31 protein-coding genes are annotated in these 25,148 nt (G+C 67.1%); 26 read left to right on the top strand and 5 right to left on the bottom strand.

Features of this window, described 5'->3' with window-relative positions:
• The first annotated feature begins 4 nt into the window (after positions 1-4).
• From ABD357_RS35375 to ABD357_RS35345, 7 genes are all read left to right on the top strand, one after another.
• Entirely contained in the window at positions 5-1,339 is a 1,335-nt protein-coding gene (locus ABD357_RS35375) for a glycoside hydrolase family 6 protein (RefSeq protein ID WP_344395348.1), read from the top strand.
• A gap of 174 nt (positions 1,340-1,513) precedes the next feature.
• On the top strand, positions 1,514-1,822 hold the full coding sequence (locus tag ABD357_RS35370; RefSeq protein WP_344395347.1) for a cold-shock protein: 309 nt from the start codon (positions 1,514-1,516) through the stop codon (positions 1,820-1,822).
• Between the two features lie 91 nt (positions 1,823-1,913).
• Positions 1,914-2,474, top strand: coding sequence for a hypothetical protein (locus ABD357_RS35365; RefSeq protein WP_344395346.1), 561 nt, complete (start codon positions 1,914-1,916; stop codon positions 2,472-2,474).
• A 237-nt stretch (positions 2,475-2,711) separates the two neighbouring features.
• Entirely contained in the window at positions 2,712-3,581 is an 870-nt protein-coding gene (locus ABD357_RS35360) for a peptidoglycan-binding protein (RefSeq protein WP_344395345.1), read from the top strand.
• A 27-nt stretch (positions 3,582-3,608) separates the two neighbouring features.
• Positions 3,609-3,875, top strand: a complete 267-nt coding sequence (locus ABD357_RS35355) for a hypothetical protein (RefSeq protein ID WP_344395344.1) — start codon at positions 3,609-3,611, stop codon at positions 3,873-3,875.
• A 17-nt stretch (positions 3,876-3,892) separates the two neighbouring features.
• Entirely contained in the window at positions 3,893-4,138 is a 246-nt protein-coding gene (locus ABD357_RS35350) for a hypothetical protein (RefSeq protein WP_344395343.1), read from the top strand.
• A 49-nt stretch (positions 4,139-4,187) separates the two neighbouring features.
• Positions 4,188-4,391, top strand: coding sequence for a hypothetical protein (locus ABD357_RS35345; RefSeq protein WP_344395342.1), 204 nt, complete (start codon positions 4,188-4,190; stop codon positions 4,389-4,391).
• Positions 4,392-4,409: 18 nt separating this feature from the next.
• Here ABD357_RS35345 and ABD357_RS35340 read toward each other — a convergent pair whose 3' ends face one another.
• A complete protein-coding gene (locus tag ABD357_RS35340; RefSeq protein WP_344395341.1) occupies positions 4,410-5,072 on the bottom strand; it encodes a hypothetical protein in 663 nt (220 codons plus the stop codon).
• A 235-nt stretch (positions 5,073-5,307) separates the two neighbouring features.
• Between ABD357_RS35340 and ABD357_RS35335 the strand changes: the two genes are divergently transcribed.
• Together ABD357_RS35335 and ABD357_RS35330 are read left to right on the top strand one after the other, a co-directional pair.
• A complete protein-coding gene (locus ABD357_RS35335) occupies positions 5,308-5,958 on the top strand; it encodes a hypothetical protein (protein ID WP_344395340.1) in 651 nt (216 codons plus the stop codon).
• A 210-nt stretch (positions 5,959-6,168) separates the two neighbouring features.
• Positions 6,169-8,133: a pentapeptide repeat-containing protein gene (locus ABD357_RS35330; RefSeq protein WP_344395339.1), complete on the top strand. Its 1,965-nt coding sequence runs from the start codon at positions 6,169-6,171 to the stop codon at positions 8,131-8,133.
• A 207-nt stretch (positions 8,134-8,340) separates the two neighbouring features.
• Here ABD357_RS35330 and ABD357_RS35325 read toward each other — a convergent pair whose 3' ends face one another.
• Positions 8,341-8,538: a hypothetical protein gene (locus tag ABD357_RS35325; RefSeq protein ID WP_344395338.1), complete on the bottom strand. Its 198-nt coding sequence runs from the start codon at positions 8,536-8,538 to the stop codon at positions 8,341-8,343.
• Positions 8,539-8,997: 459 nt separating this feature from the next.
• The gene (locus tag ABD357_RS35320; protein WP_344395337.1) at positions 8,998-9,480 is read right to left on the bottom strand and encodes a hypothetical protein; all 483 of its coding nucleotides are present in this window, start codon (positions 9,478-9,480) and stop codon (positions 8,998-9,000) included.
• A gap of 258 nt (positions 9,481-9,738) precedes the next feature.
• Between ABD357_RS35320 and ABD357_RS35315 the strand changes: the two genes are divergently transcribed.
• The 17 genes from ABD357_RS35315 to ABD357_RS35240 all read left to right on the top strand — a co-directional run bounded on the left by ABD357_RS35315 (position 9,739) and on the right by ABD357_RS35240 (position 21,429).
• Positions 9,739-10,089: a hypothetical protein gene (locus ABD357_RS35315; RefSeq protein WP_344395336.1), complete on the top strand. Its 351-nt coding sequence runs from the start codon at positions 9,739-9,741 to the stop codon at positions 10,087-10,089.
• Between the two features lie 115 nt (positions 10,090-10,204).
• Positions 10,205-11,404 carry a recombinase RecT gene (locus tag ABD357_RS35310; protein ID WP_344395335.1) on the top strand — a complete coding sequence of 400 codons (1,200 nt, stop codon included), beginning with the start codon at positions 10,205-10,207 and terminating at the stop codon, positions 11,402-11,404.
• A 76-nt stretch (positions 11,405-11,480) separates the two neighbouring features.
• On the top strand, positions 11,481-12,557 hold the full coding sequence (locus ABD357_RS35305; protein ID WP_344395334.1) for a PD-(D/E)XK nuclease family protein: 1,077 nt from the start codon (positions 11,481-11,483) through the stop codon (positions 12,555-12,557).
• 48 nt (positions 12,558-12,605) lie between these two features.
• Positions 12,606-13,382: a helix-turn-helix domain-containing protein gene (locus tag ABD357_RS44940; RefSeq protein WP_425585159.1), complete on the top strand. Its 777-nt coding sequence runs from the start codon at positions 12,606-12,608 to the stop codon at positions 13,380-13,382.
• A 74-nt stretch (positions 13,383-13,456) separates the two neighbouring features.
• Positions 13,457-13,726, top strand: coding sequence for a hypothetical protein (locus tag ABD357_RS35300; protein WP_344395333.1), 270 nt, complete (start codon positions 13,457-13,459; stop codon positions 13,724-13,726).
• A gap of 99 nt (positions 13,727-13,825) precedes the next feature.
• Positions 13,826-14,149: a hypothetical protein gene (locus ABD357_RS35295; RefSeq protein ID WP_344395331.1), complete on the top strand. Its 324-nt coding sequence runs from the start codon at positions 13,826-13,828 to the stop codon at positions 14,147-14,149.
• Between the two features lie 17 nt (positions 14,150-14,166).
• Positions 14,167-14,847, top strand: coding sequence for a hypothetical protein (locus ABD357_RS35290; RefSeq protein WP_344395329.1), 681 nt, complete (start codon positions 14,167-14,169; stop codon positions 14,845-14,847).
• A 90-nt stretch (positions 14,848-14,937) separates the two neighbouring features.
• Entirely contained in the window at positions 14,938-15,621 is a 684-nt protein-coding gene (locus tag ABD357_RS35285) for a PP2C family protein-serine/threonine phosphatase (protein ID WP_344395327.1), read from the top strand.
• A gap of 30 nt (positions 15,622-15,651) precedes the next feature.
• Positions 15,652-16,434, top strand: a complete 783-nt coding sequence (locus ABD357_RS35280; RefSeq protein WP_344395325.1) for a hypothetical protein — start codon at positions 15,652-15,654, stop codon at positions 16,432-16,434.
• Positions 16,435-16,460: 26 nt separating this feature from the next.
• The gene (locus ABD357_RS35275) at positions 16,461-17,201 is read left to right on the top strand and encodes a hypothetical protein (protein ID WP_344395323.1); all 741 of its coding nucleotides are present in this window, start codon (positions 16,461-16,463) and stop codon (positions 17,199-17,201) included.
• A gap of 6 nt (positions 17,202-17,207) precedes the next feature.
• Positions 17,208-17,753 carry a hypothetical protein gene (locus tag ABD357_RS35270; RefSeq protein ID WP_344395321.1) on the top strand — a complete coding sequence of 182 codons (546 nt, stop codon included), beginning with the start codon at positions 17,208-17,210 and terminating at the stop codon, positions 17,751-17,753.
• A gap of 95 nt (positions 17,754-17,848) precedes the next feature.
• Positions 17,849-18,220, top strand: coding sequence for a hypothetical protein (locus ABD357_RS35265; RefSeq protein ID WP_344395319.1), 372 nt, complete (start codon positions 17,849-17,851; stop codon positions 18,218-18,220).
• Positions 18,220-18,618 carry a hypothetical protein gene (locus tag ABD357_RS35260; protein ID WP_344395318.1) on the top strand — a complete coding sequence of 133 codons (399 nt, stop codon included), beginning with the start codon at positions 18,220-18,222 and terminating at the stop codon, positions 18,616-18,618. Before ABD357_RS35265 ends, ABD357_RS35260 begins: the two co-directional genes overlap by 1 nt.
• A gap of 70 nt (positions 18,619-18,688) precedes the next feature.
• A complete protein-coding gene (locus ABD357_RS35255) occupies positions 18,689-19,366 on the top strand; it encodes a hypothetical protein (protein WP_344395317.1) in 678 nt (225 codons plus the stop codon).
• A 7-nt stretch (positions 19,367-19,373) separates the two neighbouring features.
• The gene (locus ABD357_RS35250) at positions 19,374-20,363 is read left to right on the top strand and encodes an N-6 DNA methylase (RefSeq protein ID WP_344395316.1); all 990 of its coding nucleotides are present in this window, start codon (positions 19,374-19,376) and stop codon (positions 20,361-20,363) included.
• Between the two features lie 137 nt (positions 20,364-20,500).
• A complete protein-coding gene (locus tag ABD357_RS35245) occupies positions 20,501-20,785 on the top strand; it encodes a hypothetical protein (RefSeq protein ID WP_344395315.1) in 285 nt (94 codons plus the stop codon).
• Positions 20,782-21,429 carry a hypothetical protein gene (locus tag ABD357_RS35240; protein WP_344395314.1) on the top strand — a complete coding sequence of 216 codons (648 nt, stop codon included), beginning with the start codon at positions 20,782-20,784 and terminating at the stop codon, positions 21,427-21,429. The genes ABD357_RS35245 and ABD357_RS35240 overlap by 4 nt, the downstream gene beginning before the upstream one ends.
• 868 nt (positions 21,430-22,297) lie before the next feature.
• Here ABD357_RS35240 and ABD357_RS35235 read toward each other — a convergent pair.
• Together ABD357_RS35235 and ABD357_RS44935 are read right to left on the bottom strand one after the other, a co-directional pair.
• On the bottom strand, positions 22,298-23,050 hold the full coding sequence (locus ABD357_RS35235) for a cutinase family protein (RefSeq protein ID WP_344395313.1): 753 nt from the start codon (positions 23,048-23,050) through the stop codon (positions 22,298-22,300).
• Positions 23,051-24,635: 1,585 nt separating this feature from the next.
• Positions 24,636-25,061 (bottom strand): fumarylacetoacetate hydrolase family protein, encoded by a 426-nt coding sequence (locus ABD357_RS44935; RefSeq protein WP_425585158.1) that lies wholly within the window; start codon positions 25,059-25,061, stop codon positions 24,636-24,638.
• Between the last annotated feature and the right edge of the window lie 87 nt (positions 25,062-25,148).

Genomic DNA, 25,148 nt, shown 5'->3' with positions numbered 1-25,148 from the left:
AGAGGTGCCCGCCCTCTACGGGGACCTGATCACGAACGGCAGCTTCACAGCAGGAACAACAGGCTGGTGGACGGGCGAGCCGACATACGTCACGGTGTCCGCCCCCGGCACCGGCCTGGAGGCCACCGCCACCACAGACGCGACCAACCTGTGGGACGCCCTACTCGGCCAGAACAACCTCATCCTCAGACCCGGCTGCCGCTACACCCTGTCCTTCACGGCCAGAGCCAGCCAGCCCGGCACCACCCTCCGCGCCCTGGTCGGACTCGGCGCCGACCCCTGGACGCCAGCACTCGACAAGACGCTGACCCTCGGCACCGCGGACACGTGCTTCACGCTCCCGTTCACGTCACCCCTGGACACGGCAACGGGCCAACTCACCTTCCAGTTCGGCCAGTCCACCGCCGTCACCGTCCACCTCACCGAAATCCGCCTGACCTGCTCAACCGCCGACGAGGGCTTCTACGTCGACCCGGACTCAAACGCAGCGAAGTGGCTCACCACCGCCAACCGGGACGACCCCCGTACAAAGAAGATCGACCGCTCCATGGTCCGCCGCCCAGGCGCCCGCTGGTTCGGCGACTGGAACAGGGACATCAAGACCGACCTCGACGCATACGTAGGGGCCGCAGCCGCCAAGGGCCAACTCCCGATCATCACCCTCTACAACGTCCACAACCGAGACAACGGCGGCGAGAGCTCCGGCGGAGCCCCCTCACCGGAGGCATACCGCGCCTGGATCGACGCGGCCGTAGCCGGCATCGCCGACCGCCCCGCCCTGGTCATCGTCGAACCGGACTCCCTCGCCCAACTCGACAACCTCCCCACGGCCGCGGCCCGCACCGACCGCACCGCACTGATCGCGTACGCCGCCCAGGCCCTCGGCACCCTGCCCGCGACCACGGCCTACCTGGACGGCGGCAACGCCACCTGGATCCGCCCCGCCGAGATGGCCACCCTCCTGCGGGACGCAGGCGTCGCACACGTCCGCGGTTTCGCGGTGAACGTCGCGAACTTCGACGCAGTCGACGTCTGCTGCACGTACGCCACCCAGATCACCACCGAGCTCGCCCGTCTCGGCGTCCCCGGACGCGGCTTCGTCGTCGACACCTCGCGGAACGGCAACGGCGCGATGAACGCCGAGGGCCAGCACGTCGATTGGTGCAATCCGGCGGGCCGCCGCCTCGGCGTCCCCAGCTCGATCGGCGTCGGCGGCGCCGACTACCTTCTCTGGATCAAGGTCCCGGGCGACTCGGACGGTTCCTGCGGAATCGGCGAGGGGATCCGCGCAGGGACCTTTTCTCCCTATCTCGCCGAGCGGCTGATCGACGGCCGGTAGCCAGACCGGCTGCGTGTGATCGCTTGCTTTCGTCAGGTCCACAACACAAGGCCGCCCGGTCAGGGTGTGGCCGAAAGTGTTTGCTAGGTTGATCACTGATCCGGTCGATCACTGCTGACCACAGTGAGCGCCGGACGGCGATACGCCGATGACGCAAAAGGGGGACAGGGGAGCATGCCCGAGACGTCCGGAGACGTGTTTGCTGGCCACGTGCTCGAGTGGCACCGCGACGAGGGGTGGGGAGTTCTTGCCTCTGATGCCCTTCCGGAGAGGGTGTGGGCACATTTCTCGGCTATCCAGGCCGAGGGCTTCCGCGAATTGACCGCTGGTCAGTCTGTCACTTTCTCGGCCGAGGAGGCCGAGCAGGATGAATACCACTGGCGCGCCGTGTGCGTCTGGCCCGAGGCCGGAGCACGCCGCCAGTCAAACGGGGATGACGGTCCGGGCTACTCATCGAGCCTGGACATCGACTTCGATTCCTGATCGCGCATCGGCAACCGATCGGATCAGTCCTATCAGTCACGCAGAGTGGCCGGATGGTCTCTGCCGCTGTGCGTAAGCAGACAGGAATTTCGTGTCTTTCATATCCACCAGAAGAGCCGCTGCGGTCGGCTCGGCGGCGCTTGCCGCGGTTCTCGCTCTCGGTCTCGCCCCGGCCAACGCCGCGGTCAACCAGGCCAAGCACACGTTCAAGATGTCCGACCCGTCCTACAAGCGCACAGACCGCAACGGCACTTTCACGGGACAAGTGAACATGGCCGGCACCGTCGGCAGGCCGGCCCACATGGCGTGGTCTTTCCGTATCTCTCCGGCGGTACGGGCTATCGCGACGGGGAGGATGACGTGCACGGCTGGCCATATGCAGCTCCCCTACCATGACCGGCACACCAACGTCGCCGTCAGCTACTTCTGGCACTCGTCGGTCCCCAACAACCGGCGCAACAAGGAGTACACGCTGTACGGAAGCTGCAAGTTCCGAGTGAACGTAGGCGGCCGCCCAGGAACCGCGAACCTCGGCTTCAGCTTCAAGTACTCGTTGTTCGACGGGATCAGCAGGTCCTCCGCTGCTCAGGACGAGACCGCCGTCGAGGACTCCTCCTACGCCAGCGAACTCGACATCGCCTACGACTCCTGACAGACGTCGGCTCTCTGCACATCATCCAGACGATGTGCAGAGAGCCGCGTTGTCTGCACCGGAGCTTCCGCCTGGCCTCGTGTTTCGCGAGGCCGGGGTGGCGTTCCTGTGATGCGGTAGGCTCCGCGCGCTGGGCGACCCTCCGCCCTGCCAGACACGGCTTCGCTCCGAGGGACCGCCAGTTGGCTCCTGGCGCTGTTCAACTGCACGGAGGCGCGGGGGAGAAGGCGTCCCGACGTGGCCCTGCCACTGTCCGCAGACCAGTTCCTGGCCGTCCTGAAGAAGTCCGGTGCCCGCGTCGTCGAGCACGGCAACTGGCGCACCAACAATCGCAACCACAAGGGCGCCTGGGGCCCGGTCCACGGCGTCATGATCCACCACACCGGCCCGTACTCCACCGAGGCCGGCATGGTGGAGCTCTGCCGCACCGGCTACACCTCGCTGCCCGGCCCGCTGTGCCACGGCGTCATCGACCGCTCCGGCACTGTCCACCTGGTCGGCTACGGTCGCGCCAACCACGCCGGTTCCGGCGACGACGACGTACTCAGGGCCGTCATCGCCGAGAAGACCCTGCCGCCAGACAACGAGGCCAACACGGACGGCAACCCGCACTTCTACGGCTTCGAGTGCATCAACACCGGCGGCGGACAAGCATGGCCCGCGGCCCAGCTGGACGCCATGCACAAGGTCAGCGCAGCCCTGTGCCGGGCACACGGCTGGACGGCGCGCTCAGTCATCGCCCACAAGGAGTGGCAGCCCGGCAAGCCGGACCCCGCGGGCATCGCGATGGACGACTTCCGTACGGCAGTTGCCGAGCTTCTCATCACCAAGCCGGACCCGGACACGGAAGACGAGCCGGAGTATGCGCCGTTCCCCGGCGCCGACTACTTCCGCGTCGGCCGCCGCTCCGCCCTGATCACCGCGATGGGCAAGCGGCTGGTCGCCGAGGGCTGCGGCAAGTACGCCAAGGGCCCCGGCCCCAACTGGACCGACGCCGACCGCCGCTCGTACGCCGCCTGGCAGCGCAAGCTCCGCTACTCCGGCGACGACGCCGACGGCATCCCGGGCCCGACGAGCTGGGCCAAGCTCCGCGTCCCCAATCCCTGACCCACACCCCGAGAGGACCCCTGCCCCATGGCCACCATCAACAGCGCGTCCAAGCTCGTCGCCGACATCGCCGAGCGCACCGTCCTGACGTACGTCGAGGCGTTCCTCGGCCTCCTCCTCGCCTCCGGCACGACCAACCTCATCACCCTGTCCGCCCTCGAGTCGGCAGCCATCGCCGCGATCCCAGCCGGCCTCGCCGTGCTCAAGGGAGCCGTCGGTTCGCTCCTCGGCCGCGCCGGCACGGCGTCGTGGCTCCCCGCCAGAACCGACCCCGCCTCCACCACCCTCAACTGACCACCGGAGCAGTCGCGATGCCCGACGGAGAGATCGCCCTGGAGCTCGCCGAACTCCGCCGCGCCCTCGAAGTCGGGCTCGCGCGCATCGACGGCCAACTCGCGCTCCTGGTCCAGCGATCGGACCAGATCGACAAGGCCGTCGAGGAGCTGGACGCCCGCGTCACCGCCCTCGAACGCACCCGGTGGCCCCTCCCCGCTATCAGCACGCTGACCGGCCTTGCCGCACTCGGCGTCGCCATCTGGTCGGCAACTGGCCGCTGACGGCGCCGGATTACAGACCCTCCCACAGGACAAGGAGACCGGATCGACCATGCCCGACCTGTTCTGGGCCAACCTGCTGGTACTCGGCTTCGCCTACGAACTGTTCACCCTGGTGGACATCGAAGACGGCAACACCCTCTCCGAGCGCATGCGCGCCTGGTTCCGCGTCCACGCCCGTCCGGGTCGCGCGATCTTCGCCGTCGGGTGGACGGGCGTCGCCGTGTGGTTCCTCATTCAGGTTCTCACCGGCTGAGCGTCAACCTGCGTCCGGTCACTCGTCGAAGACCGTGACGGGGCTCCGGCATATCCAGCAAAGGCGGAGCATGATCTCGTCGGCCGGATGCGGCCGCTCGTCGCCGGGCTCGAGCAGGAAGCCGTGTGTGGTCGCCTGGTTCTCGCTGCCTGTGGCCTCATAGCAGGCCCGGCAGGCGGCGCTCCGGCACTTCGTGCAGCGGTACCCCCACCCGGCCAGGATCACCTCGTCGGCGGTCTGTGCGAAGTCTGCGGTGTGCCAGGGGTGGCCGCAGTCCGGGTCGTCGCAGGGGAACTTGAAGTGGGAGATGGCTGGCAGGATCGGATAGCCGCAGCGGGCGCAGTGGGTCGGCGATGCCGTCAACTCCGGGAGCGGCGTGCGCTCGGCGATCTCGAGCAGGGCGCCGTCAGCCTCGTCGAAGATCATGACCATGTCGCGGCCGAGGTTGCGGAACGGCGTCTCCACGATCACGTAGAAGCCCTCCAGGCGAACGTCCCGGCGGCGCAGGTACTCCAGCGCGACGGCCTCGGTCTTGACCCAGTACACCTCGTAAATCTGGCCGTTGTCCTTCCTGTCCACGACGAAGGAGCCGCCCTCGACGGTGTCAGCGTACGGGCGCCACTCGCCGTACGCCCGGGTGCCCGGCTCGTACGTGGGCTGCCTTCGTCGTCTCCACCACATGGGTCAAGTATCAGAACGTCGGGCGGGACCGGTCCCGAGAAGGAATGCCGGGTGGCGTTCGTCGGGCCGGGAATCCGTCGGTGTGGGTGCGGGAGGAGGGGGCTCTGTCCGAGCCACCGGACTCATCAGCCAGGAGCCGGACTCTGCGTGAAGCCCAGATGATCAGTCGGGATTTCGAGCAACTATGCTTGATGCATCAAGTCAGTTTTATGGAGTCGAAGTTCCGGAGGGTGCTGTGGCGGAGAAGCGGTTCCCCTATCTATTGGGGCACGCGGAGATCGCGTTCCTCTACGGAGTGGAACGGCAGACCTCGCAGCTCTGGAAGACGCGCGGCGTACTGGGCGAGCCGGACGCCGTCATCTCCGGGAATCCGTACTGGTTGCTGCCGACCGTGCTCGGGCTCGCGGAGGACGGGGCACGGGAGTACCTGCCGGGGCGGCTGAAGGAGTACAAGGCCGGCATCGATGGCGGGTACGAAGTCGCCGACGCGGCCGAACTCCCTGACATCGTGGGGCTGAAGGAGATCCCTTGGGTCTTCGGCAAGAAGTACATGGACGTCTACCAGTGGCGGGTCCGCAAGAGCTTCGCGGCCGAGGACGCGATGGTCTCGGGCTCGCCGCTGTGGCTGCTGGAAACCGTGCTCGAGGACGCTGAGCAGCGCGGGCGTACCACGGTCCAGGAAGGTATCGACCGGATTCGGGCGGGCGAGCGCGAGCAGATCAAGCCCCGCGGGCGCAAACCGTCTGCCGAGCCCAAGCCGACGCCCACGCCCTTGCCAGAGGCGCGAACGTTCCGGCCGGGCCAGGACTCGGCGGAGGATGTCGCGGCGTTCGCGGCGGAACTCCTGAACGCCGGCTTCTCCATGACCGTACGGCCGAAGCGCTGATCCCGGGTCCGGGCACATCTGCATGTGCCGGGGCCCGTGCTCCTGACCGGGATGGTTCACCGGGTTGGCAGCACTGTCTGGGCATGATGCAGTTGCCCTGCGCACGATCTTTTCAGTACGTCGTTCGGTGCCGCAGCGAAGATTTCAGTCTGCGGCGGCTTCGGAGACGAGGGGGGCAACTATCCGGCCGTGCTTGATCGTCCTTCAGGTATGTCACATCCGAGCCCCGAACCGTCCCCAACTCCGCCTGAGTGGCCGCACTGTGGCCACGGCACCACGCCGGAGGACCCCGTCGGCTGCCGCGGCATCCACGTCCCCGGCCATAGCGCGTGCCTCGCCCATCTGGGCGACGCCGACCGGGATGCCTACCTGGCCGGCCTGACCCCCGGCGCCGACATCGACCACCGCGGCACCTCCTTTACCGCCCCCCTTCTCGACGCCCTCCTCGGTGCCCTCCGCGACCCCACCACAGGGCACCCTCGCCTCGGCAGCGTCCGGTTCGAGTCGGCGACCTTCCATGGCCACGCCGTGTTCGAGTCGGCGACCTTCGAGGGCACCGCCCGGTTCGAGTCGGCGACCTTCCAGGGCCGCGCCGTGTTCGAGTCGGCGACCTTCGAGGGGCTCGCCTGGTTCGAGTCGGCGACCTTTGAGGGCGATGCGTGGTTCGGGTCGGCGACCGTCCAGGGCCACGCCAGATTCGACTCGGCGACCTTCGAGGGCACCGCCTCGTTCGGGTCGGCGACCTTCCAGGGCCACGCCAGATTCGACTCGGCGATCTTCGAGCGCGACGTCTGGTTCAGGTCGGCGATCTTCCAGGGCCACGCCAGATTCGGGTCGGCGATCTTCCAGCGCACCGCCGTGTTCAAGTCGGCGACCTTCCGGGGCTACGCTGAGTTCGAGTCGGCGACCTTCCAGGGTGTCGCCGTGTTCGAGTTGGCGATCTTCCAGCGCACCGCCGAGTTCAAGTGGGCGATCTTCCAGGACACCACCGAGTTCGAGTCGGCGACCTTCGAGCGTGACGCCCGGTTCGAGCAGGCGGTTTTCGAGCAGTCGGTCAGCCTCGGGCCGTTGGTGTGCGCCGGTCGGGTGAAGTTGTCCGGGGCGGTGTTCGGCGGCCCGGTAACCCTCTCGTTCGCCGCGCTGCGCCTGGAGTGTCGGCGGACCCGCTGGTCGTCAACGGCCGAGTTGCGTCTGCGCTACGCCACGGTGGACTTCGCCCACGCCGTCTTCGAGTACCCCCTCACGATCGCCGCGGAGCCCTCCCCCTTCCTGCTCCCCGAGGGACAGCCGGTGGCAGAACAGGCTGTTGCCGACGCGCCCGACGCGCCCGACGCGCCCGACGCGCCCGACGCCACGGTGCGCATAGCCTCGCTGCGTGGCGTTGACGCCGCGCATCTGGTCCTCGCCGACGTCGACCTGTCGGGGTGCCTGTTCACCGGGACCGTGCATCTGGACCAACTGCGGCTGGAGGGTCTCTGCTCCTTCGACAAGGTCCCGCTCAACACGCTGCGCTGGCACCCCGTGCGGTTCACCCAGCGCCGCACCCTCGCCGAAGAACATCACTGGCGCGCCAGCCGGCCGGGAGCAGTCCGGGGCTGGAACGTGGCGGTGTTCGACGCCGGACGCGTCGGGCCGGCGCAGTTGGCGCCGGTGTACCGGGCGCTGCGCAAGGCGTTCGAGGACGGCAAGGACGAGCCGGGGGCAGCGGATTTCTATTACGGCGAGATGGAGATGCGCCGCCACGACCGCACCGGCACCAGCCCCGCCGAACGCGGACTGCTGAACGGCTACTGGATGCTGTCCGGCTATGGCCTGCGCGCATCCCGAGCCCTGGGCTGGCTTGCTGCCGCCATGCTCATCACCATCATGCTGCTGATGGGCTTCGGGCTTTCGAAGGACTCCCCGAAGCAGGAAGCGACCGGCACCGTGCCGCCCGGCGGTGGCAAGGTCTCTTTCGAGATCGACAAGGCGGATCTCCAGAACCCCACGGGGGACAGGTTCACGGGCGAGCGCTTCGAGAAGGCCCTGAACGTCACGCTCAATTCAGTGGTGTTCCGCTCCTCCGGACAGGACCTGACCACCGTCGGCACCTACATCGAGATGGCGTCCCGCGTGACCGAGCCCGTCCTACTGGGCCTGGCGGTCCTGGCCGTCCGCAACCGCGTCAAACGCTGACCCCCGTGCTTCCACGGCGCGGGGGCTGCCGCAGCGACCGGACCCTGAAGCGACCGGTCAACCCGATCCGCCATGAGCCACCGCATGGGAGCCGTCCATCGCGCCATCATGCGGACGCAGCCGAAGACCGGACCCGGGGTCCCATGACCTGCCCTAGAGGACGGGCTGTCAGGGTGCCCCGCTGCATGACGGGGCACCCCGGTGCGCCTATCGCTGCTCAGGCATCGCCGATACGGTGCCACATACGGTGAGCAGGGTGGCGGCAGCCGTGACCCACTCGGGGCTCAGCCCGGCGCACGCCGTCACGATTACTGTGATCGTCACGATGACGACCACCCGGTTCCACGTCTTTGCGCCGTGTGTCCAGCCCCCGTCGGGGGCATTCACACACTGAGGTACGGTCATCCGTATCACCTTTCAGGTTCGCCTGGGGTTGGGCCTTCAGCGCGTTGATGGTTGGGAAGCCGATCGCGCTGAGGGCCTTTTTCTTGTCGGAGTTCTACCCCGACCTTGCGAATGACCATAGCTACCGAACTGCGCGCATCGATCGGCGCGCAGCCGCACAAGGGGGCGCATACCCAATATGGTCCTGGCACGACTGGCCGCACCCGGCGGCTCAGTCCCGGGCTCATCACACACCGTTGCCGTGACCTCCCGGTCTTGAGGGAGCGTCCCCTCGCCCCCTCTTCGTACGGTCCGGCTGCCACTTCGTCGTCTGCACCACCGATTCGGGCATGGAGTCGGCCGCACGCTGCTTCGCGTGCGCCGTGTTGCCACGCGTTCGTACACGATCATGGACGGGCCTTCTTGAGGCGTCTCCAAGATGAGGCGACGACGCCGAGGTGGCCCGGCGTCGTCGCCTCACTACGTCGCTCGTACGTCCTTCCAGAGACGGGCAATGCTCTCGTCCATCGTGTAGAAGGACTCCGTCCTGAAGTCGGGGTTGTCCGTCGCAGCAGCCTCAGCCCACTCCAACGGCCAGTTCCTCCGGCCGTACTCCTTGTGGATGTGACGGGTGAAGGCTGCGAGCGCCCCCTGAAGCTGCTTGGGCTTGAGGCCAAGCAGGTCGGACAGGGACGTATAGCTCATCTTGCTGCCCGGCCGCTCAGCCAGGATGTCCATCACGCCGACCGCCGTCTGGACCGAAGCCATCCGGGTCTTCGGGAGTCTACGCAGGTCTTCCAGACTCCATTCCACGTATGGGTACTTGCCGTCGGCTTCGGCGACCGCTTCGCCACCAGACGCCGACTCCGCCGTGCCCGCGAGCTCGGCAAGGAACGCGTACACCTTCGTGACGTGCTCACGCGGGACGGGCACAGAGATGAACTCCTGGTCTGCCTGCGTCATTACTCCCCCTCTTTTTGGACCGCCCGTTTGGCGACTGGGGCGATAGTGGCACGCTCATAGTTCCCGTGTCTATAAGTACGTCTTAGGTAAAGGGGCTTACCTCCCAGGACATGGGAGACGCTAGTGGGAGACGTGGAGTAACACGCGGCCAGGAACCTCTCCAGGAAGGCCGCCGGTCTACACAAGGCTCGATACGCACCTCTAAGGTGTGATCGACATGTGTTCAGGTAATGCACCGTACGTATTGGGGTGACGTGCGTGTACCGACAGCAAGAGCTTCCGCTTGGGGCAGCCGCGCCGGAGTGGCCGCAGCCTCGCCGTGAACCGACGCTCGATGAGCGCTTCGAGGCGTTTCACGCCTCGCATCCGTGGATCTTCGAGGCGCTGGAGGAGCTCACCGCGCAATGGGTCCGGGATGGGGGCGGCCAGATCGGGATCAAGGCTCTTTTCGAGCTGCTCCGTTGGTCGTCACCGCGCCTCGCGGGCGGAGAGCCGTTTCGCCTCAACAACAACTACACCTCGCGCTATGCGCGCCTGCTGTGCGCGCGGCATCCGGAGTGGGCGGGCGTGTTCCAGTTGCGCAGCTTACGTGCGGGCGGCGATGAGTGAGTACAAACTTGACGGTCGAGATCCAGTGAAATAGATTTTTATCAACTTCAATTGATCGTGACATATGTTGCGACAGTTGCAGGCTTCGAAGGGGTTCAGTGTGTTTGGAGGGGATGTGGCCGACGCTCCGGTCACCTGGCTCGCGATCCGCGAGGACCAGAAGGCGTTTGAGGACCAGCAGTTACGCGCGCTGCGCGCGGCGTTCCCGGATCTGGTGGAGGCCAGTCCGGCGCAGCTGGGGATCTTCTTCCACTACTGCAAGGCGTCCGGGCTCGATCCGTTCGGCCGGCAGATCTACATGATCAAGCGCAAGTCGCGCGGTGAGATCCGCTGGACGATCCAGACCGGCATCGACGGCTACCGGCTCATCGCGCGCCGGGCCGCCGACCGGGCCGGGCAGTCCATCGCGTACGAGGACTTCGTCTGGTACGACGCCGAGGGCGGAGAGCACACGGTGTGGCTGCGTGATGAGCCGCCAGCCGCGTGCCGGGTCGTCGTCTGGCGCGGAGAATCACGGTTTCCCGCCGTCGCCCACTGGCGGGAGTACGCGCCGAAGGTGTGGGACTACGAGGCCCAGGAGTACAAGCTCGGCGGGCTGTGGCCGCAGATGCCCGCCAGCCAGTTGAGCAAGGTTGCCGAGGCGCTCGCGCTGCGTCGGGCCTGCCCGGCGGACCTGTCCGGGCTGCACGTCGACGAGGAGATGCACGCCGCCGACGTTGCCGAGTTCCGCGAGGGTGTGAAGGCGGCAGTGGCTCGTCTTCGGTCTGCGGAGGAGCAGGAGCAGCGGCCGAAGGAATCGTCAACTGGCCAGTCCGCCACGGGCGTTGTGGACGGCGAGGTTGTTGAATCGGCCGAGCCGAGCAGTGACGCGGAGGCGGAAGCGGCGGGGGAGGCGCAGCGCGCCGCGGAGGCCGCCGAGTCGTCCGCAGTCGGCGACGCCGAGGACCGTATGGCCTCGGCGGAGAACGAACGCGACAAGCTGGAAGAGGCCCGAGCCCGCGTCCAGAGGACTGCACAGCAGCTCGGCCTGGGCTTTGACGCTGTCAACGACCGTTGTTTCGACGTCTTCGAGGTCTCGTTCCAGGACGCCAGCACAGAGCAGTTGGGCGAGCTCGCCGACGCCCTGGCCTCCGCCGCCGACACCACGGACGGCGATTCGGGCGGCACCCCTGCCTCCGAAGCCCCCGCTCGCAGAAAGGGATCGGCGCGCAAGGCGGCCCCGGCCACGAAGACCGCGAAGAAGATGGTGGCGGCCAAGAAGGCGACCGCCCGCGCCACGAATACGCGCGGCACCTCGGCGCGCGCCGCGAAGTAGCCATGCCCGGCCCGCCGTTGGAGCGGGCCGTCTTCCCGACAGAGCCCGGCTCGGGCCCGACAGAGTGCGAGAACTCATGCCCATCGACAGGGTTGACGCATCCACCGACGCGTCCGTCGACTCCAGCACAGTCCCGGTCCCCGACCTTTGGAAGGGATCACATCGCGACGACCGCTCCCGGCCCCGTTCCCGGCAACGACAGCTCGGCCCGTCCTCCATCGGCCTGTGTAGACGCCGCGCCGCGTACGAGGTGCACGGCACCTGGCCGACCGACCTCGACGACAACATGCACGCCGCGATCCTCGGCACCTGGCTGCACGACGGAATCCTGCGCGTGCTCGCCGAGCAGTACGGCGCTCACACCGAACTGGAGCTCACCAACGGCGTCATCCTCGGCCACGCCGACGCCTACTGGACGCCGAGCGGACAGGTCCCCGGCGTCGTCGAGGACGTCAAGACCAAGTCCACCCGCGCGCTCGACGTCGTCGTACGACAGGGGCCAAGCCAGCACGAATGGTTCCAAGTCCATCTGTACGCCTACCTGTTGCGCACCGGCGGCCTCACCGAGCACCCACACCTGCCGACCGGCAAACCCCTGGAGGTCGACGTCGTACGGCTGCGCTACGTCGGGCGCGAGTACGGGCAGGTCGTCGTCCACCAGCGCGCGTACGACGAGGACGTCACGCGGCAGGCGCTCGCCTGGGCCGAGGACGTTCTCGAGAGTCCGGAACCCGAGGCCATGCCGCGCGACCTCGACGGCCCCGGCCTGTCGGTGATCTGCGACAACTGCCCGTTCAAGAGCACCTGTTGGCAACTCGACCGACTGGCGGACGACGGCCGTGCCCCGCAGACGATCCTCGCCGAGGACACCGCGTCCATCACCGACGCACTGAGCGCGTATGCCGACGCCGCCGAAATCGAGAGCGCCGCGAAGAAACGTAAGGCCAAGGCCCGCAAGATGCTGGACGCCGCCGACGCCGGCGCCTACGGCAACTTCCAGCTCTCCTGGTCCGGCGGCAACCCGCGCCCGCCCGAGCCCGACGCCGCCGCGATGCAGCGCATCCTCGAGGATCTCGGACTCGACGTCCCGCTGAAGCCGGGCGGACGCACCTCCCGCACCATCGGCGTCACGCGTATGCCCGAGACCTCCTGACCACGGAAGAGCAACGGACGAGGAGGAGGGGCGTTGAGTATCGAGGCCATGGCCTGGGCCTTCCGGCAGAACATCTCCAAGCCGGGCGCGAAGCTCGTGCTGCTTGCCCTGTGCGACTTCGCCGATGAGTCGTGGTCGTGCTTTCCCGGGCAGGCCACGCTGGCGGCGAAGACGAGTCAAGGAGAGCGCACCGTACGGCGGCACCTTGAGTGGCTGGAGGAGCAGGGGTTCATCGTGTCGCACGCCCGTTTCTCGGACGGGCGCCGTACCAGCAACCGTTACACGATCCATGCCCCGCGCCCGCTGGCACCACCATCGTCGGGCACGACGGCGGCCGGTCCCGCCGCGTCGGCTCCGGGCGGGAAGGAAGGCGGCAGGAGGCGGGCAAAGCAGGCGGCCAAAACGGCCACCGGCCAGTCTGACCAGCGGCCAAAACCCCCGAGGGAACCGGCCACTTTGGCCGGGGAACCGTCAGAGAACCACCAGAGAAATACCCCCCTACCCCCGGCGGACGGTGGCGGTCGCGACGGGACCGGCGGCTGCGCGGTCCACCCCGATGCCCCCGCTGCCAACTGCCGTGGCTGCGGCACCAGTCCACGTGCCCGTCGCGCCGCTGCTGCGGCTCAGCAGAAGCTCGAGAAGGACGAGCGAGCCCGCGGCCGGGACCGCCAGTGGTTCGAGGAGGACCGGGCTCACCGAGCCCGCGCGGCGGAACTCAAGGCTCGGGGTGCTCTGGACGGCCTGAGGCGTGCCGCGCGTGAGGGCATCAGGAAAGGCAGAGGTCAGGGCCTCGGGAGCGCTCCAGTCGACATAAAGAACACTTGACGCCAGTTGATCAATGTTGATAAAATGTTATCAACATTGCAAATCGACCCATTCCAACTCGGAGGATTCGACCGGTGTTCAGACATCTCACCCCCGACGAACGGCGGGCGCTCACCGCGAAACTCGCCGACCAGGGCGTCACCTCTCAGCAGTTCGCTCAGGCCCAGGAGCAGGCGCGCGCAATCGGCGAAGCCCTGGCCGGCGCCTACGGCGAGACTCTCGGCCGTACGGTCACTCCGGTGCAGTTCATCACCGAGGTCCTCGGCGTCGAGGGCGCCGGCCGCCTCCTCGTCTGCGCCCTGCGTGAGGTCACTGGCCGTCCCGACCTGTATCGGGACCTCTGATCGCGTACGGCGCTTTCGCGCGTCCGCGACATGTGTGGTGACAGACCTAGGACCCTAGGCGCCACGAGTGAGCGCCCCAACCAGAGCACGAGGAAACCGATGAGCAGCACGAGCAACATCCCCCTGGCCGACATCGTCGCGATAGTCATCGCCGCCCGCGTCCAGGGCCCGCCCGCCCGCCGAACCGCCCCGGACGGCAGACCCGTACGCGTCCTGACGCTGCGAGGCACCCGTCCCGGCGAGCTGTACGAGTTCACGCTCGACGACGGCCATCGCCGCTGGTGCCTGGACTCCGTCACCGACGAGAGCGGCGTCGCCATGCACGGCCGCACCCTCGGCCGGCGCCTCTCGGCGCGCCTGAACGTCCTGCACGGCACCGCGGCCGCGCACTTCACCCCGCCACCCACCTTCCCGCACGCCTGACGTAAGGAGAAAGCGACGTGGACCAGCCCACCCGGGAACAGTTACTGCACGCCGAAGCCGCCAAGTACGGCATCGCCCCGGACGTCATCGAGCGCGCCGTCAGCGTCATCGCCGCCGTGCAACGCCGCGACCGCGCCGACTACCGCGCCAACTTCGGCAGAGAGCTGACCCCCGACCGGTGGCTCGCCGCCTACGGCGTCTCCGGCTTCCAGGAACTGTGCACCCGCGCTGCCCATCACGCCGGGCTCCCCGACGGCGACGTGATCATGCGCATCGTTGCAGCCGTCGCCCCCACACCCGAGCCACGCGAGGACGACCGGCCTGTCCAGTTCTGGGCCCGCCCCATCACCGACTCCGCCGAGGCGACGTTCCCCGCGTACCGCGTGACGTACGAGGACCCGCAAGACGGCCACTGCACCGGCTTCGACTGGTCCGGAGTCCTGCTGCGCCGCACCGTGCGTGAGGCCACCACACGCCGGCAGGGCGCGGCCTGCCTCGAAGAGGCCACCGGCATCGTCGTCTTCACCGACGGTGACCTGCGCGGCGTGTACGTCGGCCGCCCCGCACCGCGGCGCGCCCAGCCCGGCTGCGTCCGCTGCGGCCAGTGGGAGAAGGAGCACACGCTCCACGAACGCTTCGGCTCCTGCCCGCAGTTCGTCACCGCCGCCGCCTCGCTGGCCGCGGTCGGCGCGCCGTAACACCACAGCAGCCATTTGGAGCACCCACTCGGGGCCGGGCGCGATGCCCGGCCCCGGCCCAACCCCTGTCATCTGCAAAGGAGTTCAGCCATGTCCCGAACACCCTGGCGCGCAGGCGGCGCGCAACGGCAAGGCCGCCGCGAAGTCCAAGCTGACGCGTTCGCCGTCGCAGGCGATCAGACCACCGGACGTATCGCCGTCGCCGTGACCGACGGCATCGGCGACGTACCGGCAGCCGCCAAAGCGGCCGACCTGACCGCGGAGGAGGCCGCCGGCGCGGCGCTCGCCGCGACGCCTGAGATCGGCTGCGTGAGAGCCCGCAACCAGCTGGCGGCCAGCGGGATCGCCGCGGACGCGTCCATCGTCACCGCGTTGTTCGACCCGTCCCACAGTCGCGTCGAGATCGCCTGGGCAGGGGTGTGCCGCGCGTACGTCCTCACCACCGAAGGGCAGCTCCAGCGAGTCACGTACGACCACTCGCTCGGTGAGCGCATCCGCCGCCACACCGGCAAGCGCGGTCCGCTGCCGCTGTACGACCGCAAGGTCACGCGCACCGTCGCGCGCCACGAGTTCGTGACCACGTCCCTGCCCGTCTGCAGCACCGTCGCCGTCCTGCTGTGCACCGACGGCGTCAGCCAGAGCCTCACCGACCCGACGATCGTCGCCGCCCTCCAGTACGACGACCCCACAGAGGGCGCCGAACTCCTCGCCAGCGCGGCCGGCATCAACGGCCCGGACAACGCGACAGCCGTCGTCGTCCGCCGCACCCACTGACCACCCATCCCTCTTCAGGAGTCAACTCCCTTGAGCAACAAGCAACTTCGCCCCACCGAGCTCCCGATCCCTGAACTCGCGGCCGCCTATGTCCAGGCGGGCGAGACGCTCTTCCTCGCGCTCCACGACGACATCGCCGCCCGCGCACGCCTCGCCCATCCCGAAGCCGCGTACCTGGAGGTCAGCCTCCACCCGTCCGACGACATCGAGCTCCACGGCATCTGGGGCGCCCAGGAGCCCGGACGTGACACCTGCCGCCTCCTGTACGACCCGCACGACGAAGCGGCGGAGGACTGGCAGGACGGACCGCTGGATCTGGACGAACTCGTCGAGGACCTCAGCCGGATCCTGTCCCACTCCCTGCTCCAGCGCTGGGGAGTCGTCCAGCCACACCCCCTCTACGAGCACCGCAACCGCCGACGCTGGGTCGTCCTCCCGGCGGCCGACCGCGCCGCCACCGTCGCGGAAGTCGTCCGCCGCCATGTCCCGGACGCCGAGTCCCTGATCTGCCGCTTCGAGGTGGACCACGGCGGCATCGCGGTCGGCTTCGAGCAGCTCACGCTCAGCGGCGGCAAGACGATCAGCATCCCGTGCCCGCGCTGCTCGCCGGAGACCGACGACAGCCTGTGGCCGCACGACGTCTCCCACGAACTCGCTCACCTCCTCGGCCAGCTCTACGCCCTGCCGCACCTGCGCAGCCGACACCTCACCCCGTGCGTGGACTTCGCCTCGGACCACGAGGGGCACCTGTGGCAGCTGGTGTTCCCGTACCGCGAGCCGGACTCCATCAAGGCGACCTCGCCCCGCTCCTGACCTGATCACGGAAGGACCCATCTCTGATGACCAACACAGCAGCGATCCGAACCACCACAGCCCTACGTCACCGCAAGCTCGCCGTCGACGCCTTCAACGAGGCACAGGCCCACTACGAGATCGCCGTCCTCGACCACGTCGCCGCGCTCGTCGTCGAGGCGTACCCGGAGACGACGCACCTGACCTTCGACCACTCCGCGCACGACCGGAGGGTCGAGCTGCACGCCCTGTGGACCACGCGCCATGACGGTACGGAGGAGCAGCTTCTCGACGTACGCCAGGACGGCGCCACTGCCGCCCTAGATCTGGACGAACTCGCCGACGATCTGAGCGACGCGCTCGCCGGATTGCACTCGGCGGCTTGGAGCACCGTACGGCCCGATCCGAGACCCGCCCCGGACCGGCGCTGGGTACTCGACCTGCCTCCGGCCGACCGGGTTGCACGGCTCGCCGAGCTCGTACGAGGGCACCATCCGGAAGCTGGGCTGGTCACGGTCGAGTTCGTCGGCCGCGGGTGCCGGGTACTCAACGTTGACCACGCGGACGTCACGAAGCTCAGCATCGACGTGATCGCCGGGCCGAGGCCGGCAAGCGGCGAAAACTCGCTGTGGCCGCAGGAGACCGAGCGACAGATCTCGGCACTCGTCCTGCAGATCCATGCCCTGCCGCACCTTCGCGCCCAGCACCTCGTGCGCATCGGAGGCCCGGCGACGCACACGGCGCTTCTCCTGCTCCCCTTCACCCAGACGAACACGCACGGGGAATGAGGTGTCATGTCCCTGCTCATTCAATGCCAGTCAGCCGTGCCTTCCGTACCCGCCGTGCACGCCCAGACCATCGCGGCGAACGTGCTGAAGACCTGGCCCACGGCGATCAGCCTGACCATCGAGTACGTCGCACACCACGACCAGGGACCGCGCGGCGCCGTCACCTTCGCCGTCGTACGAGCCCTGGAACCGTGGCCCGGCCCCGTACTGATCCGCTGCGACGGCTACGGCCACATCGCCCGCGGCTGCGAACACCCGCGCCCCGACGGCGAACCCTGCTGGCACCCGTCGGCCCCGCACCTCTCCCTGCGCGACCACGGTTTGTGCCCACACCACCTGCCACCCCTCGCCGTCCACGAGTGGGTCAAACACCCTGAGCTGCCGCTCTACGGACGTGTCACCACCGTCGACCCGGACGGCACCGTCGTCATCGACTTCGCGAGCGGTGAGCTCACGCTCCACGCCACGCAGGTGCCCCGCGTACCTCCGCATATTGCGGAAGCGCTCGACCGCGGGCCGCTCGACGGCCCTGTGCACCTGATCGACGAGTAGCCGAACCAGTAGCCGCACCACCGTCGGCGTCGCGTGTGAGACGGCCGCCGGAAACACCCAACTCCCGTGCCCACAAAGGAAAGAGAGCACTCAGCATGAACGGTCACGCCGTGGTCACCCTCGGCTTCACCCGACCCGTGTACGCCCACGAGCTACGCCCCGGCGACGTGTTCGCCTTCCCCGACGCACTCAGCACCCCACTCACCGTGACCCGCGTCAAGAAGACCGTCCTCTCCGCCGACCTCACCCTCCTCGACCTGACCGTCCACGGCCGCGACGAGCCGCTGCACCTCCCCGCCAACACCCCCGTCAAGGCCCTGCGCATGCTCCGCACGGTCTCCCTCGCCTGCCTGCTCTGCCGCAAGAACCAGGACATCGACCTCGACCTCCCACACGACGGCGAACCCCTCTCCCTGGTCTGCGCCGACCACGTCCCCGACCTGGACGAGCTCACGGAGACCGACTGATGGCCCTCCACTACCTCAGCGCCGTCCAACTCCTGCGCCGCGCCGACGAGGAGAAGGCCCGCGCCCTGTACGCCGACGTCATCGAAGCCCTCGAACAGCACTGCATGGACGTCGGCGTGGACTGGCCCGGCAACGAGCTCAACATCACCGTCCAATTAACGACCGACGGCGAACAGTACGTCGCGATCGCAGGCCGCGAGTCGCTCCCCTGGCACGAGGCCCGCAGCGAGCTCGGCGGCTGGAAGGCCGTACACGTCGACAACACGTACGGCACAGCCAAGGTCATCTACGACACCACCACGGACGAGGGCGAGCCACCCGGCGACATGTCCCTCGAACCCCTCGCCGAGGAGATCGGCTCGTACGTCAACGGCTGGCGCGCCGAACATGGCGGATAGCCCCACCCCCCCCACACCACACCAGGGGGCCGTGCCAACGACATCGATCGGCCGGCCCCCTACTCCACCCATGCCTGATTCAAGAAAGGGCACCCTTGTGCTGACCTTCACCGTCGGCAGCGGACCGGCCCTCGAGGTCGCAGAGTTCGCCGACTTCGACACCGGCCAGGCCACCTACCGCGTCACCGACATCGGCGCCTTCACCCTCGGTTGGGATCCCGACCGACACCCCGAAGCCGACCAGGACCCGATGGAGGAGATCCTCCACGTCGCGTACGGCACCGGGCCGCACAGCTTCCAAATGGACGAGGCTCCGGTCCTCTTCGGCGTCATGCTCGCCGGAACCGAATCCTTCACCCGCACTGCCCTCGAGGCGGGCGCCCTCCGCCTCCGCCCGTACCGCCTGATCATCAGCGCTCCAGTACGCGCTCCGAAGGGCACAGCCCGCCGGACCACCGCCATCGTCGCCGCCCTGGCCCGCCACTGGCTCGCGCAGCCCTGGACCCCGGAGCTGCGCCGCGCCCACGAACACCACTGCGCGCCCCACTCCTTGAACCGCTACAGCGGCCTCATCGCACAGCACGAGGAACGCCTGCGGCGTCTCCGCGAGCACCACGCCTACTACCTGCAGCGCGCCGAACGCGCCACGGCGATCCTCCAGGCAGGCCCCGTACCTGTCCCCGCGGGCGCTCCACCACACCCGTTCGCTCCGGCGGACACTCCGGCCGCCGAGATGGCGGGGCGGTGACCCGGCGATGGTTCAGTTCGACCTGTTCGGCGAGGTGGAGCAGAAACTCGAGGAGCGCGCCAGGCATCGCGAGGGGGAGGCCGCAAAGCCCAAACTGGCCCCGCCCCCTCGACGCAGGAAGTACGCAGCACCCCGCGATCCCCACCAGCATGCCAACAAGATCGCCGAGAACGTCATGTCCGCCTGGTACAGCACCTACGGCGGCAACCGCACGGACGTCCCCCTCGGCACCGTCGCAGCGCTCTGCTTCTTCCGCGAACCACTGATCGCCGACTGGCTGCTCACCCTCGAACCCGCCCACTTCCCACCGCTGCTGCGGGAGATCTGGGGCGTCCAATGGTCCGCACGTCCGGACCTGATCGAGGTCGCACGCCCGCTCCACGCCTGGGTGGAGGAGAACCCGGACGACTACCAACTACGCGCCATCCAGGCCGTGGTGCACACTGCGGTGAACACGGGCCTGCTCGACATCACCGCCGACGACGACCCGTACCTGCGCTCCCGCGCGGACATCCTCAGCCCTCTCCTCACGGGCTTGCGCCACAAGAGCGACAAGAAGTGGCGCGGCGAGTACCACACCCCTCCCTGCATCACCGACCTGATGGCACACGTCCTCGTCGACGACGACATCTGCGGACCGGGCATGTCCGTACGCGAACCCGCCATCGGCAGCGGCGGCATGTTCCGCTCCGTCGCCCAACGCATGCGCGAACTCAACCTTAACCCCCACGACTTCCGCTGGTACGGCAACGACATCGACCCGTTGTCGACCGCCTGCGCCGCCGTGAACGCCATCGTCTGGGACCTCGGCCCCAGCGTCGCCATCTGGTGCGCCAACACCTTCGCCGAACACGACGGCGGAATGGCCAAGGCCCTCGCCGAACGCGCCGCGATCATCAAGCACCGCAACGCCGTCGTCGAACAGGCCCTGTTCGAGCACAGGGCACGCCGAATGATCAACGCGCTCGACCAACTTCTCGGGGGAGCCGCAGCATGACACGACGCACAGAGGCGAACGAAGTGGCACAACAAGCCCAAGGAATCCGAGTCGACGCCACCGGAGCACTCCGAGAGTTCCCGCTTGGCGATTCCCCCCGCGAGCAAGCCCGCAGTGTGAGTCGAGCGCTCCTCGACATGCCCACCGTCATCCGACGGATCGCACACCCGGACGGCTCCGTCGTGATCATCGGCGGTAAGAACCGAGAACAACACCCGCCGAACCTCCACGCCTGCCTCCTCTCCCAAGCTCTGGGCGGTCCTGTCGAAGACCTGCGCGGCTCCGTGGTCTTTGCCGGCGTCACGCCCTCCGACCGCCTGATTTCCCTCCCGGACGCCGTCTTGGCCGAAGCCCACAAGACCTGCATCGGAACGACCAGCCTCACCGCATCACGCAACACGAACGAGAGGGACAACCTGTGAGCCCAGCGAAGCCGACCACGCCGAAGGACACCGACGCCGAGGCCCCGAAGAAGCAGCGCGTCTTCCCGGCGGACTTCGAAGAGTTCGTCACCGCGACCGCGGCAGAACTCGGCGACGGCTGGACCGTCGACACCGACAGCGAACCCCACTCCGGCGTGTCCGCGTTCCTCACCCACCCCGACGGACGCCGCGTCGGCATCAAGCACCTCTGGCGGGGCGCGGCCGTCCAGACCTGGGCAGTCGACGTACCGCCCCGCGAGTTCGAGAGCAGCGGCGACGCCGAGTCGTACGCCGACAGCCTCAAGCATCTGACAAACGGCATCCGCTACAACGTCGGCGTCTGCTTCACCAACAACCCACCCGCCGCAACCACGGCACGAAACATCCGCACCCGGCTCTTGCCGGCATTCGACGGCAAACGCCTGCCGCTGCGGGCCTTCCCCAAGAGGAAACGCCCCCGCCGCCCCACCACGGCCGAGAAGACACCCGCATCTACCGCCCCGCCGACAGACGGCACGGCCCCGGAGGCACCGGCCGCAGACCACTCCGCCTCGAAGAAACCAGGGAAGCCACATGTGAAGAAAGCCCCAACCACGGTGAAGCCCACAAGCCGAGCAAGGAAGCAGAAACAACCGACCACGTAGACGCAGAGGGCCGAGCCGAAGAAGGGATGTACGGTCTCCCGGTCCCGGAGTACCACCACACCATCACCAAGACGACGAAGCGAAAAAACCCAAGACACAGCACGAGCCACGACCGACCGAGCGCACCCCTTCCATCTGATCGCCTTGGGTGCGGTGCCGTCTGCGGACGGCACCGCACCCGCGTCATATCGAGACTCTGCAAAGTGCCATGACACAACCCGACCGATGCGGCGAGAAGCAAGCCAACCTGGGCCGCCAATCGGCCCGCGAAACCGAGCGACGTCCGGGCCACCCGTCACGCCGCCTACCCTCGACGTCTGAAGACCGGCTGCTGCACGGGCGCCCTACCACCGCTGAGGATGTTGCGGAGCGCTCATGGTCGTCGGCACCTTAGACTTCACCAACAGGTGCGCTGAGGCGGCTGCTCCGTCAATGTCGGCCCCCGTCCTCCAGACACGACATCCTCACCACGCACACTGCTCCCCGCTGTCGCAGCGGCCACGTGGTGGTGTCCACCAAAGAGTCTCACCCATGGCACCGAGTACTCCCGGTCCTGCGAGTACTGCGGCTGCCGCAGTTACCTTGCACCTCTCGTTAACAGACAGCCTCGGCAGGGCCGCGTGACGCACCTCACCGTGGAAGCGCTCCGTAACCATGACATCCACAGAATCATCAGCGGAGAAACGGCTGAAAATGACCCACGCACGATTAGCATGACGACGTCCCGTACCTGGGGCGAGGGGCCTGCCGATCCTCAGCTGGTGCATTGCTGATGGGCTGAGCCATCGAGGTCACCCGACTGATAGTCGGCAGCGTCTCGGGTAGTTGCAAACGAGACCCCGTCGCGACTCGGTACGTTGGTGTCCCGCTAGCTGAGGCTGACGAGGTAGTCGGCGGCCCGCTGGGTGTTGCCAGACTGCCTGTACCAGAGATGTGGGCACCAAGCTTCGTCGAGTCGCATGTTGGCAGCTTTCCTGCAGTTCTGTTCATCTTTTCTATTGCCATACATGCAGATGGGATCGGCGACGGTGCGTTTTGCTGCTGGCAGGTAGTAAGAGAGGCACCAACTAGTGGCCCGTCTCGCTATTTCTCGCGGAAAGAACGGCGTGATCGCGTACTTGGGAATTCTTTTGGGGATGATGCCTGTCCCTGTGTATTGAGGATCTCCAAGCAGCGCAACACCAGAGATCATGTTGAGTATCTGCTGGGGCGCTTTCTTCAGATACTGGTGGATGACCCATGCACCCTCCGAGAAGCCGACAATCACGAAACGCTCGGGGGCATGCTGACACTGCGAGATCCTTCTATTGATTTGACTGCTAAGCGCCGCAGCTCCGTCAACGATATCCGGCTGCTCCTTTTCCCATGTCTCTACCCAGGCGGCCCCTAGCCCCAGAAGTCCTCCCCCTGGAAGATCCTTCCTCGGGTATGCTATGGGGGCACCGTCAACCGAGACGTCAGGGTCCGCGCCGTGAAGTGCATCCCGAAACTTGAGGTAGACATCGCCTACTGTCCGGCCCCAGTCGGTTTCTGAACCTTCGCCCAGCCCGTGCCCGCCGAAGAAATAAACGTCCCGGCAGTTGCTGGATTGTGCAGAAAGCTCTGGACTTGTGGCTGCCATTGTTGGCGGGTTTGCCACCGCCAGAAGAAAGAAAAGAGCTGCCCCAAGGCAAGTGGCTGGTCTTCTGAGCATGATTACCCCAAGAGGGGAGTGGCAAGAGTTGATTGCTGCAGTCTCACTGGCCGCTGCACGTTGCAGGATTGGTCGAAGTTCAGCTCAATCCGGGCGGCAGGTGCGTTGCACTATGGGCCGTCCGGGGGAGTCTGATCCCCTTCATACCGTTCCCAGTACGGGCTCTGATACTCCGAAGCTCCTGGATATCCGTATTCATCCTGCAATTCCACGGATACAGTTGCGCCGCTCGGTGGAACCTCGTCGAACCATACGCCTTGCTCCAGTGTCTCGCCTGGCTCAAGGGTCCCCTTCCATTGGCCGCCTGTGTCACTGCACACGGTCTTCTCAGCCGTGAACGGTTCACCCAAGTCACCATCCGTTGGCCTGATCAGCTGCTTCGCCGTGTCGGGAGCTGAGTATCCCTCGCAGTCGAGCTCCTCGGTAGTGCTGCTGTAGTTCTCATAGCGGATGACGTAGTAGATCCATGAGGGGTCTTCTCCCGGGCCGGGCGGGAGAACATAGACAGGACCCCAGCTTATGTGGACACTTCCGCTGTCAAATATTTTATTGTTCGTCTCTGGTCCCGTATTGAACCATCCACTACTTGGAGGCGACTTGGGCGGGCCATGCTGGGGCGCCGCCGATGTCGAGTGTGGGGCTGTGACGGATACGGCCAGCGTGACCGCAGCTGCGAGCGAGAAGCGCTTGATGTTGATCACAAGGATTCACCCGTCTCTCCGTTCCCCCACCGTGCGTGTTTCTCGTGTTATCCAACAGGCGGACGGTTAACCGCTCTTGTCGGGAATCGACGAATTAACACCCATTCGGCTGCCTTTGAATTGCGGCCGTCAAGCAAGCATGGTATGGGATACTTCATGAGCAACTTGAAGCGGCAACATTTAGACGCGGCTTTACTTACGTTTATTTCGGAACGAGACTCCGTCGTCTGGCTTTTTTGGTCCCCGCTCCCGACGTCGATGTTCTCGGTGGCCAGCGCAGATGCGGCCTGTACTCTCCTGTCCGGTGGTGAGCTACGGGGACGGGCAGAGGAAACCAGGTCGATTCGGGCGCCGTGAGGAAGCTCAGGGGAAGCACCGTCTGTAATCGTCCAGCATGATCCGCGCACAAGCTGACACGATCTGACAGGGACGTAAGTACAGGTGGCAGCCGGTTCGTTACGTCGCTGCTCGGTACCCCGCTTCATCACTGGCCACGCAGCGTGTTGATCCCCGCCCGTTGATCAATCTCATAATCCGTCGGCCGTGGGTTCGAGTCCCACCCGCCCCACCTTAAACGCGTCCTGACCTGCGGAAACGTTCCTTGTGGGGTGTTGGAGCGTCAACTCCGCCTCAACGGAGAAAATCCGCTGCTCGCGTTTCGGGAGCCTCGTGTCACGTTCGCCGCTCGATGCGGCAGTGACCTTTCTGACCTGCGGCGATGTAAGCGATCAAAGTTGTTGTTGCCTCCGAGGTGACTGTTCTCGGGGTCGAAACCAAGATCGAGGGACCGGACAGGGACCAGGGCGCCGCTGTCATGTCCGCGTGGCGCGGGCCGGTTCGTTTTCGCATTCGCTCGCTGTGGGGAGCATGGGGATGCTCCCTCCGCGGCACGGCCGCGGTCGATGCGGCGATCGTCGGGGCCTGTGGCACGCATGCATGCGTCCGGGGAATGGCCAGTAGACGGCCCAGGAAATGGCCCCAAGAGAAAACGACCCCAACAGCAGGGAGGCCGTTCGACGGCCGTCGGGTCGGTCGCGGGGGTCCTGCGCATCTCCGAGAGCCAGGTAGCGCAGCGAGTTGTGCCCCATGGCGCTGGCGGCGGGCGTGCCGGTGAGGGTGACGTCACTGGGCAGGAAAGTGACGATCTGGCAGAGCCGGATAATCAGCGCCGTGTCAGGGTGGATCAGGTCACGGGTATGGCCGTCCTGCACCGCCTCGCCGTTGACTGCGGTGCTCAGTCAGAGGGCGCTGGGGTCCCGAGTGCCGGGCACCACCCTCGCCGTGTTCGACTACCGGAACAGCCGCCGCATGATGCCATGGTCGCT

It is taken from the genome of Streptomyces vastus, from assembly GCF_039532825.1.
In the GTDB taxonomy this organism is placed as follows: domain Bacteria; phylum Actinomycetota; class Actinomycetes; order Streptomycetales; family Streptomycetaceae; genus Streptomyces; species Streptomyces vastus.
This window is presented reverse-complemented; position numbering and strand designations above follow the sequence as displayed.

What these genes read in the sequence shown, in the direction of transcription:
- ABD357_RS35370 (WP_344395347.1), top strand. Translation starts at nt 1,514, where the DNA reads ATGCCCGAGACGTCCGGAGACGTGTTTGCTGGCCACGTGCTCGAGTGG.
- ABD357_RS35355 (WP_344395344.1), top strand. Translation starts at nt 3,609, where the DNA reads ATGGCCACCATCAACAGCGCGTCCAAGCTCGTCGCCGACATCGCCGAG.
- ABD357_RS35350 (WP_344395343.1), top strand. Translation starts at nt 3,893, where the DNA reads ATGCCCGACGGAGAGATCGCCCTGGAGCTCGCCGAACTCCGCCGCGCC.
- ABD357_RS35345 (WP_344395342.1), top strand. Translation starts at nt 4,188, where the DNA reads ATGCCCGACCTGTTCTGGGCCAACCTGCTGGTACTCGGCTTCGCCTAC.
- ABD357_RS35340 (WP_344395341.1), bottom strand. Translation starts at nt 5,072, where the DNA reads ATGTGGTGGAGACGACGAAGGCAGCCCACGTACGAGCCGGGCACCCGG.
- ABD357_RS35330 (WP_344395339.1), top strand. Translation starts at nt 6,169, where the DNA reads ATGTCACATCCGAGCCCCGAACCGTCCCCAACTCCGCCTGAGTGGCCG.
- ABD357_RS35325 (WP_344395338.1), bottom strand. Translation starts at nt 8,538, where the DNA reads ATGACCGTACCTCAGTGTGTGAATGCCCCCGACGGGGGCTGGACACAC.
- ABD357_RS35320 (WP_344395337.1), bottom strand. Translation starts at nt 9,480, where the DNA reads ATGACGCAGGCAGACCAGGAGTTCATCTCTGTGCCCGTCCCGCGTGAG.
- ABD357_RS35305 (WP_344395334.1), top strand. Translation starts at nt 11,481, where the DNA reads ATGCCCATCGACAGGGTTGACGCATCCACCGACGCGTCCGTCGACTCC.
- ABD357_RS44940 (WP_425585159.1), top strand. Translation starts at nt 12,606, where the DNA reads ATGGCCTGGGCCTTCCGGCAGAACATCTCCAAGCCGGGCGCGAAGCTC.
- ABD357_RS35295 (WP_344395331.1), top strand. Translation starts at nt 13,826, where the DNA reads ATGAGCAGCACGAGCAACATCCCCCTGGCCGACATCGTCGCGATAGTC.
- ABD357_RS35285 (WP_344395327.1), top strand. Translation starts at nt 14,938, where the DNA reads ATGTCCCGAACACCCTGGCGCGCAGGCGGCGCGCAACGGCAAGGCCGC.
- ABD357_RS35275 (WP_344395323.1), top strand. Translation starts at nt 16,461, where the DNA reads ATGACCAACACAGCAGCGATCCGAACCACCACAGCCCTACGTCACCGC.
- ABD357_RS35270 (WP_344395321.1), top strand. Translation starts at nt 17,208, where the DNA reads ATGTCCCTGCTCATTCAATGCCAGTCAGCCGTGCCTTCCGTACCCGCC.
- ABD357_RS35265 (WP_344395319.1), top strand. Translation starts at nt 17,849, where the DNA reads ATGAACGGTCACGCCGTGGTCACCCTCGGCTTCACCCGACCCGTGTAC.
- ABD357_RS35260 (WP_344395318.1), top strand. Translation starts at nt 18,220, where the DNA reads ATGGCCCTCCACTACCTCAGCGCCGTCCAACTCCTGCGCCGCGCCGAC.
- ABD357_RS35255 (WP_344395317.1), top strand. Translation starts at nt 18,689, where the DNA reads ATGCCTGATTCAAGAAAGGGCACCCTTGTGCTGACCTTCACCGTCGGC.
- ABD357_RS35250 (WP_344395316.1), top strand. Translation starts at nt 19,374, where the DNA reads ATGGTTCAGTTCGACCTGTTCGGCGAGGTGGAGCAGAAACTCGAGGAG.
- ABD357_RS35245 (WP_344395315.1), top strand. Translation starts at nt 20,501, where the DNA reads ATGCCCACCGTCATCCGACGGATCGCACACCCGGACGGCTCCGTCGTG.
- ABD357_RS35235 (WP_344395313.1), bottom strand. Translation starts at nt 23,050, where the DNA reads ATGGCAGCCACAAGTCCAGAGCTTTCTGCACAATCCAGCAACTGCCGG.